Here is a 16,815-nt window from a genome sequence, read left to right on the forward strand (position 1 = left end):
TATATATAAAAGCGAGGCTTAAATGGAAAACAAAAGACAAATTAAAATTCCTTCACGTTCACATTATAACGGTTTACAATATGATCTTGATTATGAAACAAAAACAATAAAATTAAAAAAAGAATATCATCAAAAATTATTGTCACATAAACCTGGTTCTTTTTTGGGTTTTAGAAAAATTACTGGATCAGCATTAGGTGACATTTTAAAATTAACTCAGTTTAATAGTGACTTTGCTGCATTTGCTAGAGTTGCTAATTTTAGATTTCCAGTATTAGATCCAAAATATGTAAATGCTGGTATTGCTTTGGAACCAAAAATTCTGGCAAAGTTAGAAGAAAAATTTCACTTTGAAATTAAAAGATTTAATGCAAAAGATTATAACTTTGATTATTTTAAAGATAATGAATTGTTTGGGGGGTTACCAGATGGTTATTTAGAGGAACAAAATATTATTATCGAAATTAAAACCGTTGGTAGTAAAAAATTTGATGCATGAAATAATAATTTAATCAATGTTGCTTACATAAAACAAGCACAGTTATATTCTTATTTAATAGGTGCACCAAAATTTACAATAGTAGCATGTTTCTTAGAAGAGGAAGATTATGTGAATCCTGAAAACGTTGATATTAATAAAAGAAAGATTAAAAACTGATTTTTTGAAGTTAATACCAAACAAGTTTTGGATGATATTAAAGCTTGTGAAGAGTGATACAAAAAATATACAACAAGTGGTGTGAGCCCGCAGTGAAATGATGCAATTGATTCAGATATTGTTAATTATTTAGATTGTAAAAATTATAATGAATGAGAAAAACTTTACTTGGAATGAGTAGAGATGGGGAAGGCAGTGCCAGAATATGAAGAAGAAACAAGTGTATTCATTTAATGATTTTTTAATTGCAAATACAACAAAGCCTTGACTTATTTTTAATGATATTGATGAAGAAATTAATTCTTATTGTAAGAAAAATATAGCTTTATTACAAGACGATACTTCTTATGAAGATGATGAAGATGATTTAAATCATAGCGAATATGATTTTCTCGATTTTTATACAGAAGAAATTGAAAATATAGTTAATGATTTTACTGAAAAAAATTTAGAAAATGAAGAGAAAGAAAAAATAAGTAAACTTAACCCATTTGAAAAAATAGATTTTTTAAAACAATATTTTGATTCAACAAAAAAATTAGAAAAAAAACAATTTGATGAAGAAACATATAAAAATATTAATTATTTATTTTCTATTTTTACAAATATAAATATATTATCAACTGGTATTGAAAAAGTATATGATCAAGGGGTAGAACAACTAATTAATTTTTATAAAGAAAAATACGGACTTAACGATAATCAAATTAAGTTTATTTCTTTAAAACAAACTCAAGAAGATATGCTTAGTCAAACTGAAAAAGCATTAAAACAAAATTATCGCTTAATTATAAATCCTGTTTTTAAATATAAAGATTGTCTTTCTAAAGTTACTTTTTTAGACACAACCGAATGCACTTTTGGTAATTTAATTTATTCTAAAAAAACAAATAGAAAGCAACTTTTAAAGAGTTATTGAGATTTTAAAATTATTAATAATTTTCTAAAGATAAATGAAATTTTTTTATTTAAGCCAAAATATCAAAAAAGAATTAATGTTAAAAAAGGTACTTTAAATTTTATTTTAACCAAATATTGTTATTATTCAAAAAGTGGTGCTTCAATTAGTTCTAAAAACAAAAAAGAATTATCAGAAGAAGAAATAGAAGCAAAATTAGTTGGAGATCCAAATTTTGATTATTCAAGCAAAAGAAAAAGCAAGTCAAAAGAGAATAAATCCATTATTGACCACGTTTTAGCTGAGTTAACTTCAGCTAATTATAATTTTCATGAGAAAAGATTAGAAAATTCAGATACTAAAAAAACTATCAGTAATTATACTTGCTCTTTTGATGAGTTTTTAAATTTAATAAAAAACAAAGATAATATTAAAGTAGATTGAGAATTAAGTTATGATGACTTTATTGATAATTTTAATTCTAATATGTTTTTTTCTAAGTTGTTTCAAATGAAATATCCAAATTATAAAATCGGTAGTAAAAAAATATTAAAACTTGTTGCTAATGTAAATGATGAAGTTGACGTTTTAACTAGAAGAAAAGCTTTGGAATTTTATGATAATAATCTTATTTCAATTGCCCCCAATATTGAAGAATTATATGAGTATAAGGTAATTAATGATAAAGAAGCAAAAATAGCTTGATTTGATTTTGAAGGTGTCACTTTGCCGACCCCAATGATAGATTACTTACCAGCATGAAATCAAGTTATTTCTCAAACATCAATTATTAAAACGCAAAATAATGAGATTTACGAAAGTAATGACTATGTTTACGATCCGAAAGACTTTGGAATAGATACATATAAAAAAATAGTCGATGACTTATACGATGAAGAAATATCATATTATATTATTTATAATATCAGTTATGAAAGAGCCAGACTTATAGAAATAAAAGAAGCTTTAGAAATATATTGAAAAAAAACGATGATATCTGATGAAGATTACCAATTATATTTAAATAAAATAGATTTTATTATAAATAGATTAGTAGATATATGTAATTTTTTTCTTTCACATATGAAAAAAGTTTTTGTTATTGATAGACCAATTAATATCGGATATATAAATGGTGCTTTTTCAATTAAAAAAATTGAATATTTTGTTACAGAAAATAAATTGGGCCAGTATTTAAAACATAATATTAAACCATATGCTGAATTAAATGTTAAAAATGGTAGTTCAGCATTAATTATCTCAACTTCAAGAGCTTTAAATTTTATAAAAGATAATGAATGAAACGAAAAGATTAAAGATTTAAAAATTTACTGTCATAATGATGTTATGGCAATGCTAATGGCAGCAGATTTAATAAAATATTTAATGAAAAATAAAAAAGAATATTTAAAAAATTATGAAAAATATGATGTTTAAATATGCGAAAAAATAGGGAAAATTTCCTTATTTTTTTTGCTTTAATAATATTATGAACACAATTTTTAAAAATCGCGGAATGTTATTGGAAACAATAATTAACCAGACTAATGAATTTTACTTTAAAAATGATATTTGCTTAATTCATAAAAAAAATTTAGATATCAGTTTTAAATCTGTTTCATTAAAGAATAAAAAACTAAATTTAGATCAGGCAGTAATTAGTAGCAAAAGCTCTGTTGATTATTATGGTATTTATAAAGGAAAATTTATTGCTTTTGAAGCAAAAAGCACAGAACTAAGTATTTTACCTTTAAAAAATATTAAAAATCATCAAATAGAATATTTAAACTTAATCTAAAAAAATGGTGGAATAGCTTTTTGAATAATATATTTTAAATTTGAAAATGTATTTTTTTTAATTATGCATGATCAATTAATAAAAAAATTAAAAATAAAAAAGCACTTCATTTTGAAGATGCTTTAGATATTGGTAAAAAATTAAGTTTATCTTTCCCGGGAATATTAAATATAATCGAAAATATTACTTTTTAGAATTTTGATGAATTTCATCTACTTTTGATTTTAAAACATCAGAAAATTTAAATCTAGGGTCCATTTTTGCAGGAACTTCAATTTCTTCTTTTGTAATATTATGTTGTTGAGTTTTTGAAGGAATATATTTTGAAGAAAAAACACCAAATCCAGATATGGTCACTTGTCTAGAGTTAGCCATTTCTTCTATTAGAATATCAATCATTTGGTCAAAAATAGATTCTACCATAGCTTGTTGAAAGCCGGTTTCTTCTGAAGTTTTTTTGATTAATTCTTTTTTTGTCATTTTAACTCCTTATTTATTTTAGCAAATCTAAAATTAAATTTTTTTCATCAAATTATTTATTATTTTATTTGGGTTTTCCTTATTATATACTATTTTATAAATTCCTTCTATTAATGGCAAATTTAATTTATTTTTAGATATATTTTGCTCATAAATGTATTTAAGTGCATATAAACCTTCAACAGTTGTCTTGTTGTCATCTAATTTATTTTTGAAAAAATTTATCCCATATTGATAATTACGTGATTTTTCTGATAAACCAGTTAACATAAGATCACCTAAACCACAAAGGTCATAAATTGTTTCAATTCTTGCACCTAAAAAATTGGCATATTTAGCCATTTCTTTTAATCCCATTGTTAATAATGCTGCTTGAGTATTTGTAGAATATCCTAAACCAACAGCCATGCCTGAGGCTATTGCTAATATATTTTTATATGTTGATCCTATTTCAGCTCCTATTACATCATCATTAATAGAAACTCCAAATCATGAATTTGAAAACAATTGTTTCACTTTTTTGGCTATTTTTAATTCTTTTGAAACTGCATTTACAATTGTAATTTGCTTGTTTATTATATCAACGGCAAAAGAAGGACCTATTAATGATACAACACCCTTTATGTTATTGTTTTCAAAAGATAATGATTCCATTTTGTTATGAACAAAGTAATTAGTTTCTGGTCAAAAACCTTTTGAAACATTTATAATAACTGTTTTATATTTTATTAATTCTATTAATTTATTAAACACATCAGGAATAAACTTGGTAGGTATAGCGATAATTATGAAGTTTGCATGGTCAATTGCTTCTTCTAGATTAGTTGTTGTTTTAAAGTTTTTTTCTAGCTTATTTTCAAAATATTTTTTGTTAAAACCTTTATTAAGATCATTTAATTCATTATTATCAATTCCATAAATAATTACATCGTTATTATTTTCGGCAAGAACATTAGCACAAGCTGTTCCCATAGCACCACTGCCTAGAATTGCAATTTTATTTTTCATAATTATCTTTCCTCTTTTTTATTTTTATTTTTTAAAATTAAATTTATTGGTGTTCCTGAAAAATCATAGTTTTGTCTAATTTGATTTTCAATATATCTTAAATAAGTAAAGTGAGCACAATTTGTATCATTAACAAAAAGTAAAAATGTCGGAATTGAACCATCTATTTGTTTAGAAAATGTAATTGATAACCTTTTACCTTTAATTGGTGAAGCTGGTTTAATCATTTGGGCAGTCATCATTATCGAATTTAATTGGTTAGTGTTAATTTTTCTTGATATATTATTTTTAACACGAATAATTTCATCTTTTAATTTATTTATTCTTTGTTTATTTTTAGCAGAAATAAATACAACAGGAGCTCAATCAACAAACTTTAATTTTTTTGATAAATTCTTTTTATAATTTGCCATTGTATTTGTATCTTTTTCTATTAAATCTCATTTATTAACAATGACAATAAGGGGTTTTTTTAATTCATATGCTATTCCAATAATATTTTGACTAAAGTGGCTAACTTCTTCAGTTGCATCTAACATTAATAAGCATAAATCAGCCTCTTGAATTGAATCAGTAGCACGCATTAGAGCATAATGTTCAATACTATCGGTTAATTTACTTTTTCTTTTAATTCCGGCTGTATCAATTATTTCAAATTCTTCATTATTTATTTTAATAAAAGACGAAATAGAATCCCTTGTAGTTCCTGCTATATTAGAAACTATTGATCTTTCTTCATTAGTTAAAGTATTTAATAAAGTTGATTTTCCAGCATTTGCAGGTCCTAAAATTGTTAACTTAAAATTATCATTTTTGTCTTTGTTATCAAAGTTTAAATTGTTAATTATTTCATCAAGTAAATTTCCTACACCATCCCCATGAATAGCACTAATTGGAAAAATTTCTGAAAATCCTAGCTTATAAATTTGACTATCAAAAGAATTATTAATATTGGATTCTAATTTATTCAATGCTACAATAACTTTCTTATTTGATTTTCTTAATAAACTCGCAACAAAAAGGTCCTCAGTAGTAATTGGCTCTCTTCCATCGATAATAAAAACAATAATTTCAGCTTCGTTAATAGCGATTTGAGCTTGTTTTTGAATTTCTTCTTTAAAGTTTCCTTCTTCTTGGGTAATACCACCAGTATCAATAATATTAAATTCATAACCTGACCATTTTGCTGAATGATAAATTCTATCCCTAGTTACTCCAGGTGTATCATAAACTATTGATTTTCTTTTATCAATAATTTTATTAAATAATGTTGATTTACCAACATTCGGCTTACCTATTAATGCTACTGTATTTTTCATTATTTTAACCTCTTTTTAACTTCCTTAAGCATAACTTGAAAGTTTTCTTCAACGCTCATATTTGTTGAATCAATTTTTACACTTCCTTCACTTACAATTAAAGGATCAATATCGCGATTGATATCATTATAATCTCTTAATTTTATAGATTCTAATATTTCATCATAATTAGATTCTATTCCTAATAAAAGATTTTGATTTTGTCTTCTTTTTGCTCTTATTTCTGGGGTAGCTCACAAGAAAAATTTTGCTTCGGCATCAGGTAAAATTCGATATGTTGCATCACGACCATCGACAATAATGCCTTTATTTTTATTACCAAAATTCTGTATAAATTCATTCACTTTGATTCTCACAGATTGAAATTTTGCAATTAATGAAGCTACTAATGAAACTTTATCTTCTCTAATTTTTAAGGTTATATCTTCATTATTTAAAAATATTTTTTCATCTTCAGTAATGAATAAATCGTTAAAATTTCAAGAATTATTAATTTCTTGTTCATTATTTAAATCAATATTTTTGATTAATGAATTATAAGCAATAGCACGATAAATATTACCGCTACTAATGAATTTATAATTTAGTTCCTTTGCTAACATTTTGGCCATAACTGTTTTTCCCACGCCACTTGGTCCATCTATCGCAATATTTATTTTATTTTTCATTTTGAGCTCCCTTTCTAATCCTTTTCTAATCTTTTGTAATTAAGTCTAATAATTCTTGGTTTTCTTCAATCTTTAAATCTTCGTAATTTTTATAGTTTTTATCTATATTTAGATTTTTAATTATTTTATTTAATTTAATCTCTTCAATACTCTTGTTTTCCAAGTCTTGAATATAACTTTCTATATCCAAATCAACATTTAAATTATATTTTTTTATCAATTTAATTAAGTCTTTAATTTGTTTAGTATCTTCAGCAATTATTTTTTTTAATTTATTAGTTTCTTTTTCCATAATTAAACATCTAAAGTAAAAATTTTAATTTCACCTTCACTTTTAATTTTTTCATTTTCTTTGTTTATAAATAAATATTTAATTGTTAGTTCATTTAAACCTTTTTTAGGGTTTCATGAAACATATTGGTTATTTGAATTTTCAATAAAAGGTTTTATGTTAAATTTTTCTTTTGAATAAATATCTTGAAAAGCATCTGTTGCTATTAAGGTTTTTTCAAATCAAGTAAAAATTTCTTGCTGAAAATCTTCTCCTTTGAAAACAGCTTTAATTTGCTCTTTTAATGAATTAATATTTGTTTTTATTTCTTGTAATTCATTTAATTCTTCTTGGGTTTTTTCTTCTTTTGCTTCGATTGTTTTTTGTCTTTCCTCAAGAGCTAAAACTTGATTTTCTAATTCTTTGCTTTTCACATCATATTTTCTAACTATTTCTTCAGCTTCTTTTTTGTTTTCAGGTCACATCTTAGAAAACTCAGTTCCTTGATAAGTTTTTAAATTATTAGATAAAAATTGAACAACTTCACTTGATTTAAAGTAATACTTAGAATTTGGTGTTGACTTTACTTTGTTTGATTCAAAAATACCCTTAGCATATTCATAATTTAAAAATACTTCAAAATGAATTCTTAAATTAAATGAATCGTTAGGAATCTCTTCAACATCTAAAAATTTAAAATCTAAAAACTTAATTTTTTCAAAATCTAAAAGTGTTTCGATTTTATTTTTTAAAAACAAATCAGGGTTAAAAGGTTCTGGTTTATTTTTAAGAATATTTTTTTCTTCAATAGTTAGATTTCCGGGTTTTTTTTCAATTATTTCTTTATGTTTTTCATTAAACTCATCAATTCTTTTTTGTGCTAGATTTTTTCTACTTTTAAAATCAGATAGAAGATTTTTTGCTTGTAAAGAACCTACTATTTGTTTTTTAATTTCAATTTTTTTAACTTCCTCATTAAATTTCTCGACTGATCAAAATTCTTTTTGGATAGTTCTACTATTTTTAACAACATAATAAATTGCTCCCGCAACAGCAGAAAGAGTTAATGCTGGAACTAAAAATAAAGTTCATTTTGTCGAATGTTTCTTTGTTTTCTTTATTTCTTTTTTCATGATAACAATTTTACTATGTAAATTTAATATTTGTAAATAAAACTAAAAAAATAAAATACATTAGTATTTTAGTAAAACAACCCTTAAATTTTTCTCTTTGGTTTTTTTACATATGTGCTAATATATTTTATTTATTTTTTAGCTTTACGTCTTCTAAAGAAACCTTTATTTTGTGTTTCAATATTTCTTATATAATGACAATTAGGAAAAGCTGAACATCCAATAAATTTTTGTTTTTTAATTTTTGTATAACGATAGACTAATTGAGAATTACATAAAGGACAATTTTCATCTAACTTATTAACTTCTAATACGGTTATATTTATTTGATCTTTAACATCATCATATCTTTCATTAAAACTGTCTCAAAATTTTTGCATTAATTCTCTATAATCTTCTTTTCCTTCAGAAATTAAGTCTAATTTTGCTTCTATTTTAGCTGTGTATTCCTCGTTAATTGTTTTTGGAAAACTTGTTAACAATTTTTCTAAAACTATTTTTCCAAACTCTGTCGGAATTAAATGACCATCTGTTAATTCGACAAATAATCTTTGTTTAATAACTGAAATTGTTGATGCAAATGTTGATGGTCTCCCTACTTTAATATCATCTAATTTTTTAATTAAAGAACCTTCGTTATAACGAGCTGGTGGCAATGTTTTCTTATCTTCTTTGATAAACTCACCAACTTTTAAAATATCTCCAATTTGTAATTTTGGAATGTTTATTATTTCTTCTTTACCTAAATATGCATAATAACCATCAAAAATAACTTTGCTAAATGACATTCTAAAGTTATTATTTTCATTTACTAAATTAAATCTATAATTTTCTTTTTCTGGACATGTCATTAAAGACATTATTGTTTTATCATAAATTATTTTATAAATATAAAAATCAATTTCATTTAAATCATGTTTTGTTTTAGCTTCTTCAGGAGTTAATTCAATATATGTTGGTCTTATTGCCTCGTGAGCATCTTGTGAGCCAGCAAAGCCTTTAATTTCTTTAGCCACATAATTTTCACCAAAATGATCTGTGATATATTTTTGTGCTTTATTAATAAATGATTCACTTAATCTTGTTGAATCAGTTCTTGGGTAAGAAATTAACCCTGCTTCGAATAATTTTTGCGCTGAACTTTGTACTGTTTTTGAACTATATTTTGCTTCTTTATATAGTACCGATTGTTTAAAAGGTGTATAAGCGCTTTCTTTTCTTTTTGACACAGAAATATCATCAACAACTAATTCATAATTACTATTTAAAAGTTCATTATAAGTAATATTTGCTTGTTCACGATTTAGTCATGTATTATCTTCGAATTCTTTATTTTCTTTTAAATATAAGGGAACACTCAAACCATTAATTAGATTAGCATTAATTTTAGAATATAAAATTGGGTTAAAGTTTTCAATTTCTTTCTCTTTATCACAAACTAATTTTAGAGCGATAGATTGAACTCTTCCTGCAGAAGGGTTTGTAGGAGCGTTTTTTACTTTTTGCATCATTAACTGCGATAAACGAAAACCAATTATTCGATCTAACATACGTCTAGTTTTTTGAGCTTTAACTAAATTTTTATCAATTTCTAAAGGATTTTCTATTGCAAATTTTATAGCCTCATCAGTAATTTCATTGTATTTAATTCTTTTATATTTATTTTCTAATTTTAAAGTTGTAATTAAATTATTAGCAATTGCTTCACCTTCACGGTCAGGGTCAGTTGCTATTAAAACTTCATCAGCATTTTTTACAGCCTTTTTTAGTTCTGAAATTATTGTTTTTTTCAAAGGATCAGGAATCATTTTTGGTTCTCAATTTTCAAAATCAATTCCTAAATTATTTAATCCACCAGTTGATAGTTTTAAAATATGACCAACACTGGCCAATACCTTTATTTCATCTCCTACTATTTTTTGAATAGTATGAACCTTATTTGGTGACTCAACAATCATTATTTTTTCTGACATATGATAGTTCCTCCCCCCTTGCTTTTTTGTTAACTTATAAAGAATAATAATAACATAAAAATTTTTGTTAAAAAATTAAATTAAAAAAACGACTAGAATTTTTTTAATCATTCTTCTCGTTTTGTATCATTTTTATCTTCAAAAATTTCTTTAAGATTTTTATTTTCTTCCCTACTTAATTTTGGCATATATAAATCAAATTTAATATATAAATCCCCTTTATAATTTGAATTTTTATAAGGATATCCGCAATTTTTTACTTTAAATGGTTCATTAATTTTTAAACTATGATCTATTTTAATTTTCTTATTACCATATGGTGTAGGTATTTCTATCTCATCTTCTAATAAATAACTTTTAATAGAAAGTGGCATTTCAATATATAAATCGTTATTTATTTTCTTGTATTTTTTACTTGGAGTAATAGAAAATACTAAATATAAATCACCAGGATTATTAGTGTAAGAAGAAGGTTTTCCTAAACCTTTTATTCTAATAGTATCACCATCTTCAACACCACCAGGTATTTCTACACGTTGTGTAACCTTGACTTTTTTATTTTTTTGTCCATTACATTCATGGCAGAATTTATTAATTTTCTTGCCTAAACCCTTACATGTAGGACATGTTTTTACTGTTGAAAAAATTGCTACTCTTTGTTGAATTCTACCAGCTCCGTTGCAGGTACTGCATGTCACTATATCAGCGTTACTTTCAGCGCCTGTCCCATGACAATAATCACAAGTTTCATATTTATCTAAGTTAAGTTCAATTGTTTTGCCAAAGATCGCATCTTCAAAATTAATATTAACTACTAATTGTAAATCTTGTCCTTTCTTGTTATCTTGATCTTCATAATTATTAAAGGAACTAAAAATATCTCCAAAAATATCAGCTCCGGAAAAACCTGAACCAAAACTTTCAAAAAAGCTACTGAAAATATCTTCTGAATTTCCAAAGTGATAAGCATTTGGGTCAAATGCATTATGACCAAACTTGTCATATTTTTCTCTTTTTGCTGGATCTGATAATATTTCGTATGCTTCTGATACTTCCTTAAATTTTTCTTCAGCATCAGGCGCACTATTTTTATCAGGATGATATTGCATAGCTAATTTACGATAAGCACTTTTAATTTCTTTCTCTGTAGCATTTTTATTTATGCCCAATATTTCATAATAATCTCTCTTGTTTGACATAATAAACAATTTTAGCACAATTTTAATTAGAGTGCTATTTTTTTAAATCATTATATTTTAGTATTGCAATTCGATTTTTTTTATTTATATCTTTTATAAAAGTGGTGTTAGGATAATTTTCTTCAAGTCATTTTTTAGAAAATTCGTCTATTTCTAAAATTAGATGACCGTTAGGTTTTAGATAATAAATTAAATCATTAGTAATTTTTTTATAGAAAAATAAACCACTATCTTTTGCAAACAACGCTTTCTTTGGCTCTCATTTTAAAGAATTTGCAAAAATATTATTTTTATTTAAATATGGTGGATTAGATACAATCAAATCAAATTTTTCTTTTATTTTTTTAAATAAATTGCTCTTTATAACTTTACAATTTTCTAGTTTATTTATCTTGATATTTAATTTTGTTTGTTTAATTGCTTGATTAGAAATATCAGATAATGTAACATTACATTTAATATTTTTATTTATTGCCAAACCAATAAAACCTGATCCACAACATAAATCCAAAACTTTTGAATCTTTATTTATATATTTATATGCTTCGATAATAACCTCTTCTGTTTCATACCGAGGAATTAAAACATCATATCTAATGTCAATATGAACATTTTGCATAGTTTGATATCCAATTATTTTTTGAACTGGGTAATCTTTTTTTAATAGTTTTTCTTCCCTTTTTGAAATAAAAAGAGGCTGCTCGTATCTTCTTTTTTCTGTTAGCAAAACCTCTTTATCTATCATTATAAACCTGCTTCTTTAATTTTTCTTGCTTTCTCGTCGGCAATCAAAGCTTCAATTATTTTTTCTAATTCACCCTCCATAACAACTTTTAAAGAAGTTGAAAATCCAATTCTATGATCAGTAATTCTATCTTGTGGGTAATTATATGTCCTAATTTTTTCACTTCTATCGCCTGTTCCTGCTAATTTTCTTAAACCACTTTCTTCTTCTTCTCTTTTTTGAATTTCAATTTCGTATAATCTACTTTTCAAAACTTTTAAAGCGGTTTCTCTATTTTGGATTTGACTTCTTTCGTCTTGAGAAGTAACAACGATACCAGTTGGTTTGTGTGTGATTCTAACGGCAGAATCAGTTGTGTTAACAGATTGCCCGCCAGCTCCTGATGATCTAAAAACATCTACTTCAATATCATCTGGTTTAATAACAATATTAACGTCGTCATCAATTTCAGGTAAAACAGTTACAGTTGCTGTAGAGGTGTGCACACGGCCTTGAGTTTCGGTTGCAGGAACTCTTTGCACCCTATGAACACCCCTCTCAAATTTCATTTTAGAAAAAACTTTTTCTCCTTTTACACTAAAAACAATTTGGCTATACCCGCCAGCTGAACCATATGTATAATCAATAATTTTTATTTTAAAGCCCATTTCTTCAGCGTATTTTTGATACATTTTAAATAAATCTCCGGAAAAGATATTAGCTTCATCACCACCTGCTGCTCCTCTAATTTCGACAATAACATCTCGTTTGTCATTTTCATCAACAGGTAATAAAAGTTCTTTGATTTTTTCTTCTAGTTCTTTTAGTTGTTCTACTTGGTTATCAATATCATTTCTTGCTAATTCAATTAGTTCTTCATCTTTCTCATTAGCTAAAATATCCTTGCTTAGCAAGTAAAGATCTTCTATTTCTTGGTATTTTTTAAAGTTTAAATATATATCTTCAATATCGGCTTTTTCTTTTGAAATTTTTGTATATTGTTTTATATTATTGTAAACTTCTGGTTCGTTTAATTTTTGTTCTAGTTCTAAATATTGTTTTTTAATAGAACATAAAGATTCATACATCGTTTTTTCCATATGTATAAGTATATTTAAAATATTTAAATTTATTTAAATTTATTAAAAATAATAGTTGTTTTTTTATATAATAATAATCAGCCATATTTAAAAGCGCCGTCATAGCTCAGGGGCAGAGCACTTCCATGGTAAGGAAGGGGTCGCTGGTTCAATTCCAGTTGACGGCACCATATATTAATTTACTAACAAAAAATCTAACAAATGTTAGATTTTTTGTTATTTATTTTTTAACTTTAAATAAAAAAGCAACATCGAAGTTGCTTTTGAATTCATTAAATTAATGATATGGCACGGGTAGCAAGACTCGAACTCACAACACACGGGGTTGAAGCCCGTTGTTCTACCATTGAACTATACCCGTACAAACGATACGATAATTATTTTACATTATTTTTTTTATTTTGTATATTTTTGATTGATTATATCGATAATATCATTAATAGTTTTTAGGTTCATTAATTCTTCGTCCTTAATTTCGATTTTAAATTTACTTTCTAAATCTGATACTAAAAGAACAAGATCTAAACTATCAATGTTTAAGTCTTTGATTAATGTGTCCAAATCAAAAGGTTTTTTTGTAAGTTTTTTTAATTCTTTAAATACGATATCTTGAAAATTCATAATAATATTATAACTTATTTGTACTTATCTTATAAGTTACAACACTTTTTTCTTTTTCATTATTTCACTTAAAAGTAATTATTAAATTTTGATCATCTACTTTTTTATACGCGTATCTGACTTCACCATTAGTAACTAACATTCTATTCAAAATATCTTTAATAATATAAACAATCATGTCTTCATCAATTCAAGCTTGCCCATCTTTATAATTTAATTTATTATAATAATCTGAGCTTTTTATTTCAGGAAAAATTTCCCTTCAATTTAATTCTTTTTTTGTTTTATTATCAAGTAAATTATCATTATTATTAGTATTTTGATCTAAGTTATTGGTTTCACTATTGTTAGTATTATGGTTATTGCTTTTTTCTTCATGATTCTCATTTTTTTCTGGATCTGAATTTTGACTCTTCTTATTTTGTAAAACAACAAAAGTTGTAGCTAATGCGGCAGAGGTACTAATTATTAGCCCTAAAGATGTTCATAATATTATTTTTTTATTTCTTTCTTTCATTATTTTTCCCCTATTTTATTTATTGATTCTAAAGAATTAGCGCTATTAATTATTTCAATAAAGTTTTTATATTTAATTAAATGCCATTTTTCGTCAGTTAGCCAACCTTTAACTGATGAAACTTTCAATTTTATTATTCCATTATTAATACTAAAGAATGGTTTTTTTAATTCCTGAGAATAACTGAGTTTAAAATTCTTTAAATTCTTACCTAAATTAAAAAGAATTTCATATCCAAAAATTCCTTCGAATTTTAAAGGGATTAATAGACCTAATTTTGCATTATGGTTTGGTTCATTAACAATAACACTTTCAGACAATTTATCGTAGTAAGAATATGAATCTATTGAAATATTAGCTTGATTAAAAGAAGTGTAATTTATTTTTGTATCGTATTTATTTTTTGAGTTACTAAATAAATTTGCAGTTGAAAAATTTAAATCATAAATATCTGTATTATCAATAAAAAACTCTTCTTGTGTTTTATTATCTTTTTTTGTTATTTCTAAAGAAAACAGGTTTTTATTATAAGTTCCTAATTTCAGAGTATTTGGTCTAAAAAGAAAATTTAGATATTTAGTTTTAAAATCATGATTTATTGAAAATTTGTCAATTCTATCAGGTATTGAACTTATTTCTATTTCGCTAAGAATTTCAACATTTATATCTTTATTAATTGGTATATTCTTAGATCTTAAATTTTTTTTAATTCAATAACTAAAAGATTTGCATTGATATCAATAACCGCCGATATTGTATTCAATTTCAAAATTTAAATTAGCTATATCATTAAAATCTAATTTGTTTTTAGAATCTAAATCACTATTAAAAGTCAGTGTAATATTTCCGGTATTAAGATTATATCTTGGTTTAAAATCAACTAGCTTATTATTAATTAAAGGGGTAATTCTTATGTCTTTTATTTCTCTTAGCGGATTGTAGTGCTCAAAGGTAATAATAAAATTATCACTTTGAATAATTCTTTTGATTCTAACTTTTGTTATCTCATTAACACTACTCCAATTATCTAAGTACCTTGTTTGTTTTGCATTAATAATAAATTCTTCAGTTCATCGATCTTGCTTATTTACTAATTCATATTTTTGAATGTTTTGATTATGAACAATAAACATATTCGATAAATAAATCTACTAAATAATTCAATTTTTTATAATAAGCGTTTTTGGATCAATTTTCTAAATATCAAGAAGAATCATTTCCATTATTAATAAAGTCTTTTATAAAAATCATTCGATATTCTTCGCTTAAAGAATTAAGAAAAAATTCTAACATATTAACATTCTTAATATTCTTATCTTTTGCAGTATTTTTTCTTAATTTTTGGTTCAAGCAAAAATCTATAATAAAAGCTCTTTTCTTTTGCAAACTCATATTTTTTAAATTATCAATTTTGTTTTCTAGCATTTTTTTCTCCTACCCCAATTTAATACCAAAAACAAATAAATAAGATAAAATTGAAACTTAAGATAAAAATATTTATAATATAAATATTATTTTTTCAAAGTGCTATTTTAGGAAAGGTCTTAATTATGGGAGAAAAAATTAAATTACAAAAAATGATTTCTGACGCTGGATTTTGTTCGCGCCGTGAAGCGGAAAAATTAATAGAAACAAAGCGGGTTTTAGTTAATGATAAAATTGCAACAATTGGTTTAAGAGTTTCAATTGATGATATTATTAAAATTGACAATAAATTATTAAAAAATAAAGATGAAAAATTTTACTTGTTACTTAATAAACCCAAGAATACAATTTGTACATTAAAAGATCCACAAGGAAGAAAAACAATTTATGAGTGAATAGGTGTTAATAAATACTGTTATTCAATAGGACGGCTTGATTTCAATACTACAGGCGTAATTGTAATAACAAATGATGGGGATTTTGCTAACTTATTAGCTCACCCTTCTTCAAAAATAGAAAGAGAATATATTGTTCATCTAGAAAAACCATTAAGCGAAAAAGAATTATCTTTCTTAAACTCTAGTTTTGTTAAACTAAATGGAGTTTTTTCAAAACAAAAAGTTAAACAAATTAATGATAATGTGTATAGTGTAATTTTAAATGAAGGCAGAAATCATCACGTAAAAAATCTTTTCTTATTAGTGAATAATTTTGTAAAAAAATTACATCGCAAAAGATATGGATGTATTAACGATGAAAATTTAAAAATTGGTGAGTTTAGAAAACTAACTTCTATAGAAATAAATTGATTTCAAAAAAACATCATAAAAAAAACTAACGCAAATTAAATGCTGTTAGTTCCCAAAGAGAAAGTTCAAGTGCAACACAAATGCCTTGGGCTTTTTTTATTATACATTTTTTATTTTTTTAAATTATTTAATCAAAAAAAGTAAATAAAAAAAGTTCATTTTTGCAAATGAAAATAGAAAAACTTTTGTTTTATTGATATTTGTTGATAATGAT

At 24.5% G+C, this 16,815-nt stretch carries 18 protein-coding genes and 2 tRNA genes; 5 read left to right on the forward strand and 15 right to left on the reverse strand.

Features of this window, described 5'->3' with window-relative positions; translation table 4 throughout:
• Positions 1 to 22 precede the first annotated feature (22 nt).
• The 3 genes from EXC38_RS00865 to EXC38_RS03670 are packed head-to-tail and all read left to right on the forward strand — an operon-like array spanning position 23 to position 3,354.
• Complete coding sequence (locus EXC38_RS00865) at positions 23 to 892, forward strand: MAGa7180 family putative nuclease (protein ID WP_004415149.1); 870 nt, start codon at positions 23 to 25, stop codon at positions 890 to 892.
• A complete protein-coding gene (locus tag EXC38_RS00870; protein WP_129694492.1) occupies positions 864 to 2,993 on the forward strand; it encodes a UU173 family protein in 2,130 nt (709 codons plus the stop codon). The genes EXC38_RS00865 and EXC38_RS00870 overlap by 29 nt, the downstream gene beginning before the upstream one ends.
• Before the next feature lie 52 nt (positions 2,994 to 3,045).
• Positions 3,046 to 3,354 carry a Holliday junction resolvase RecU gene (locus tag EXC38_RS03670; protein WP_268812630.1) on the forward strand — a complete coding sequence of 103 codons (309 nt, stop codon included), beginning with the start codon at positions 3,046 to 3,048 and terminating at the stop codon, positions 3,352 to 3,354.
• Between the two features lie 183 nt (positions 3,355 to 3,537).
• Here EXC38_RS03670 and EXC38_RS00880 read toward each other — a convergent pair whose 3' ends face one another.
• The 10 genes from EXC38_RS00880 to prfA all read right to left on the reverse strand — a co-directional run bounded on the left by EXC38_RS00880 (position 3,538) and on the right by prfA (position 13,229).
• Complete coding sequence (locus EXC38_RS00880; RefSeq protein ID WP_057235694.1) at positions 3,538 to 3,834, reverse strand: HU family DNA-binding protein; 297 nt, start codon at positions 3,832 to 3,834, stop codon at positions 3,538 to 3,540.
• Between the two features lie 33 nt (positions 3,835 to 3,867).
• Entirely contained in the window at positions 3,868 to 4,842 is a 975-nt protein-coding gene (locus tag EXC38_RS00885; protein ID WP_129694493.1) for an NAD(P)H-dependent glycerol-3-phosphate dehydrogenase, read from the reverse strand.
• A 2-nt stretch (positions 4,843 to 4,844) separates the two neighbouring features.
• Positions 4,845 to 6,161 carry a ribosome biogenesis GTPase Der gene (der, locus tag EXC38_RS00890; RefSeq protein WP_129694494.1) on the reverse strand — a complete coding sequence of 439 codons (1,317 nt, stop codon included), beginning with the start codon at positions 6,159 to 6,161 and terminating at the stop codon, positions 4,845 to 4,847.
• The gene (cmk, locus tag EXC38_RS00895; protein WP_129694495.1) at positions 6,161 to 6,829 is read right to left on the reverse strand and encodes a (d)CMP kinase; all 669 of its coding nucleotides are present in this window, start codon (positions 6,827 to 6,829) and stop codon (positions 6,161 to 6,163) included. The genes der and cmk overlap by 1 nt, the downstream gene beginning before the upstream one ends.
• Before the next feature lie 25 nt (positions 6,830 to 6,854).
• Positions 6,855 to 7,121, reverse strand: coding sequence for a hypothetical protein (locus EXC38_RS00900; RefSeq protein ID WP_129694496.1), 267 nt, complete (start codon positions 7,119 to 7,121; stop codon positions 6,855 to 6,857).
• Between the two features lie 2 nt (positions 7,122 to 7,123).
• Positions 7,124 to 8,233, reverse strand: a complete 1,110-nt coding sequence (locus EXC38_RS00905; RefSeq protein WP_129694497.1) for a hypothetical protein — start codon at positions 8,231 to 8,233, stop codon at positions 7,124 to 7,126.
• Between the two features lie 131 nt (positions 8,234 to 8,364).
• Complete coding sequence (topA, locus tag EXC38_RS00910) at positions 8,365 to 10,206, reverse strand: type I DNA topoisomerase (protein ID WP_129694498.1); 1,842 nt, start codon at positions 10,204 to 10,206, stop codon at positions 8,365 to 8,367.
• A gap of 92 nt (positions 10,207 to 10,298) precedes the next feature.
• Positions 10,299 to 11,405, reverse strand: a complete 1,107-nt coding sequence (gene dnaJ / locus EXC38_RS00915) for a molecular chaperone DnaJ (RefSeq protein WP_129694499.1) — start codon at positions 11,403 to 11,405, stop codon at positions 10,299 to 10,301.
• A gap of 34 nt (positions 11,406 to 11,439) precedes the next feature.
• A complete protein-coding gene (locus tag EXC38_RS00920; protein WP_129694500.1) occupies positions 11,440 to 12,150 on the reverse strand; it encodes a peptide chain release factor N(5)-glutamine methyltransferase in 711 nt (236 codons plus the stop codon).
• Positions 12,150 to 13,229: a peptide chain release factor 1 gene (gene prfA, locus EXC38_RS00925; RefSeq protein ID WP_129694501.1), complete on the reverse strand. Its 1,080-nt coding sequence runs from the start codon at positions 13,227 to 13,229 to the stop codon at positions 12,150 to 12,152. Before prfA ends, EXC38_RS00920 begins: the two co-directional genes overlap by 1 nt.
• 95 nt (positions 13,230 to 13,324) lie before the next feature.
• Here prfA and EXC38_RS00930 point away from each other — a divergent pair.
• Positions 13,325 to 13,399 (forward strand) — tRNA-Thr (locus EXC38_RS00930).
• 116 nt (positions 13,400 to 13,515) lie between these two features.
• Here EXC38_RS00930 and EXC38_RS00935 read toward each other — a convergent pair.
• The 5 genes from EXC38_RS00935 to EXC38_RS00955 form a co-directional block, all read right to left on the reverse strand.
• A tRNA-Trp gene (locus tag EXC38_RS00935) sits at positions 13,516 to 13,590 on the reverse strand.
• Between the two features lie 35 nt (positions 13,591 to 13,625).
• A complete protein-coding gene (locus EXC38_RS00940; RefSeq protein WP_004415005.1) occupies positions 13,626 to 13,850 on the reverse strand; it encodes a phosphopantetheine-binding protein in 225 nt (74 codons plus the stop codon).
• 7 nt (positions 13,851 to 13,857) lie between these two features.
• On the reverse strand, positions 13,858 to 14,367 hold the full coding sequence (locus EXC38_RS00945; protein ID WP_129694502.1) for an MHO_1590 family protein: 510 nt from the start codon (positions 14,365 to 14,367) through the stop codon (positions 13,858 to 13,860).
• The gene (locus EXC38_RS00950; RefSeq protein ID WP_129694503.1) at positions 14,367 to 15,500 is read right to left on the reverse strand and encodes an MHO_1580 family protein; all 1,134 of its coding nucleotides are present in this window, start codon (positions 15,498 to 15,500) and stop codon (positions 14,367 to 14,369) included. The genes EXC38_RS00945 and EXC38_RS00950 overlap by 1 nt, the downstream gene beginning before the upstream one ends.
• Entirely contained in the window at positions 15,484 to 15,792 is a 309-nt protein-coding gene (locus tag EXC38_RS00955; RefSeq protein ID WP_129694504.1) for an MG284/MPN403 family protein, read from the reverse strand. Before EXC38_RS00955 ends, EXC38_RS00950 begins: the two co-directional genes overlap by 17 nt.
• A 125-nt stretch (positions 15,793 to 15,917) precedes the next feature.
• Here EXC38_RS00955 and EXC38_RS00960 point away from each other — a divergent pair, with 125 nt between their 5' ends.
• The gene (locus EXC38_RS00960; protein ID WP_129694505.1) at positions 15,918 to 16,640 is read left to right on the forward strand and encodes a pseudouridine synthase; all 723 of its coding nucleotides are present in this window, start codon (positions 15,918 to 15,920) and stop codon (positions 16,638 to 16,640) included.
• Positions 16,641 to 16,815: the final 175 nt, after the last annotated feature.

It is taken from the genome of Mycoplasmopsis arginini (assembly GCF_900660725.1).
GTDB classification, from domain to species: Bacteria; Bacillota_I; Bacilli_A; order Mycoplasmatales; family Metamycoplasmataceae; genus Metamycoplasma; species Metamycoplasma arginini.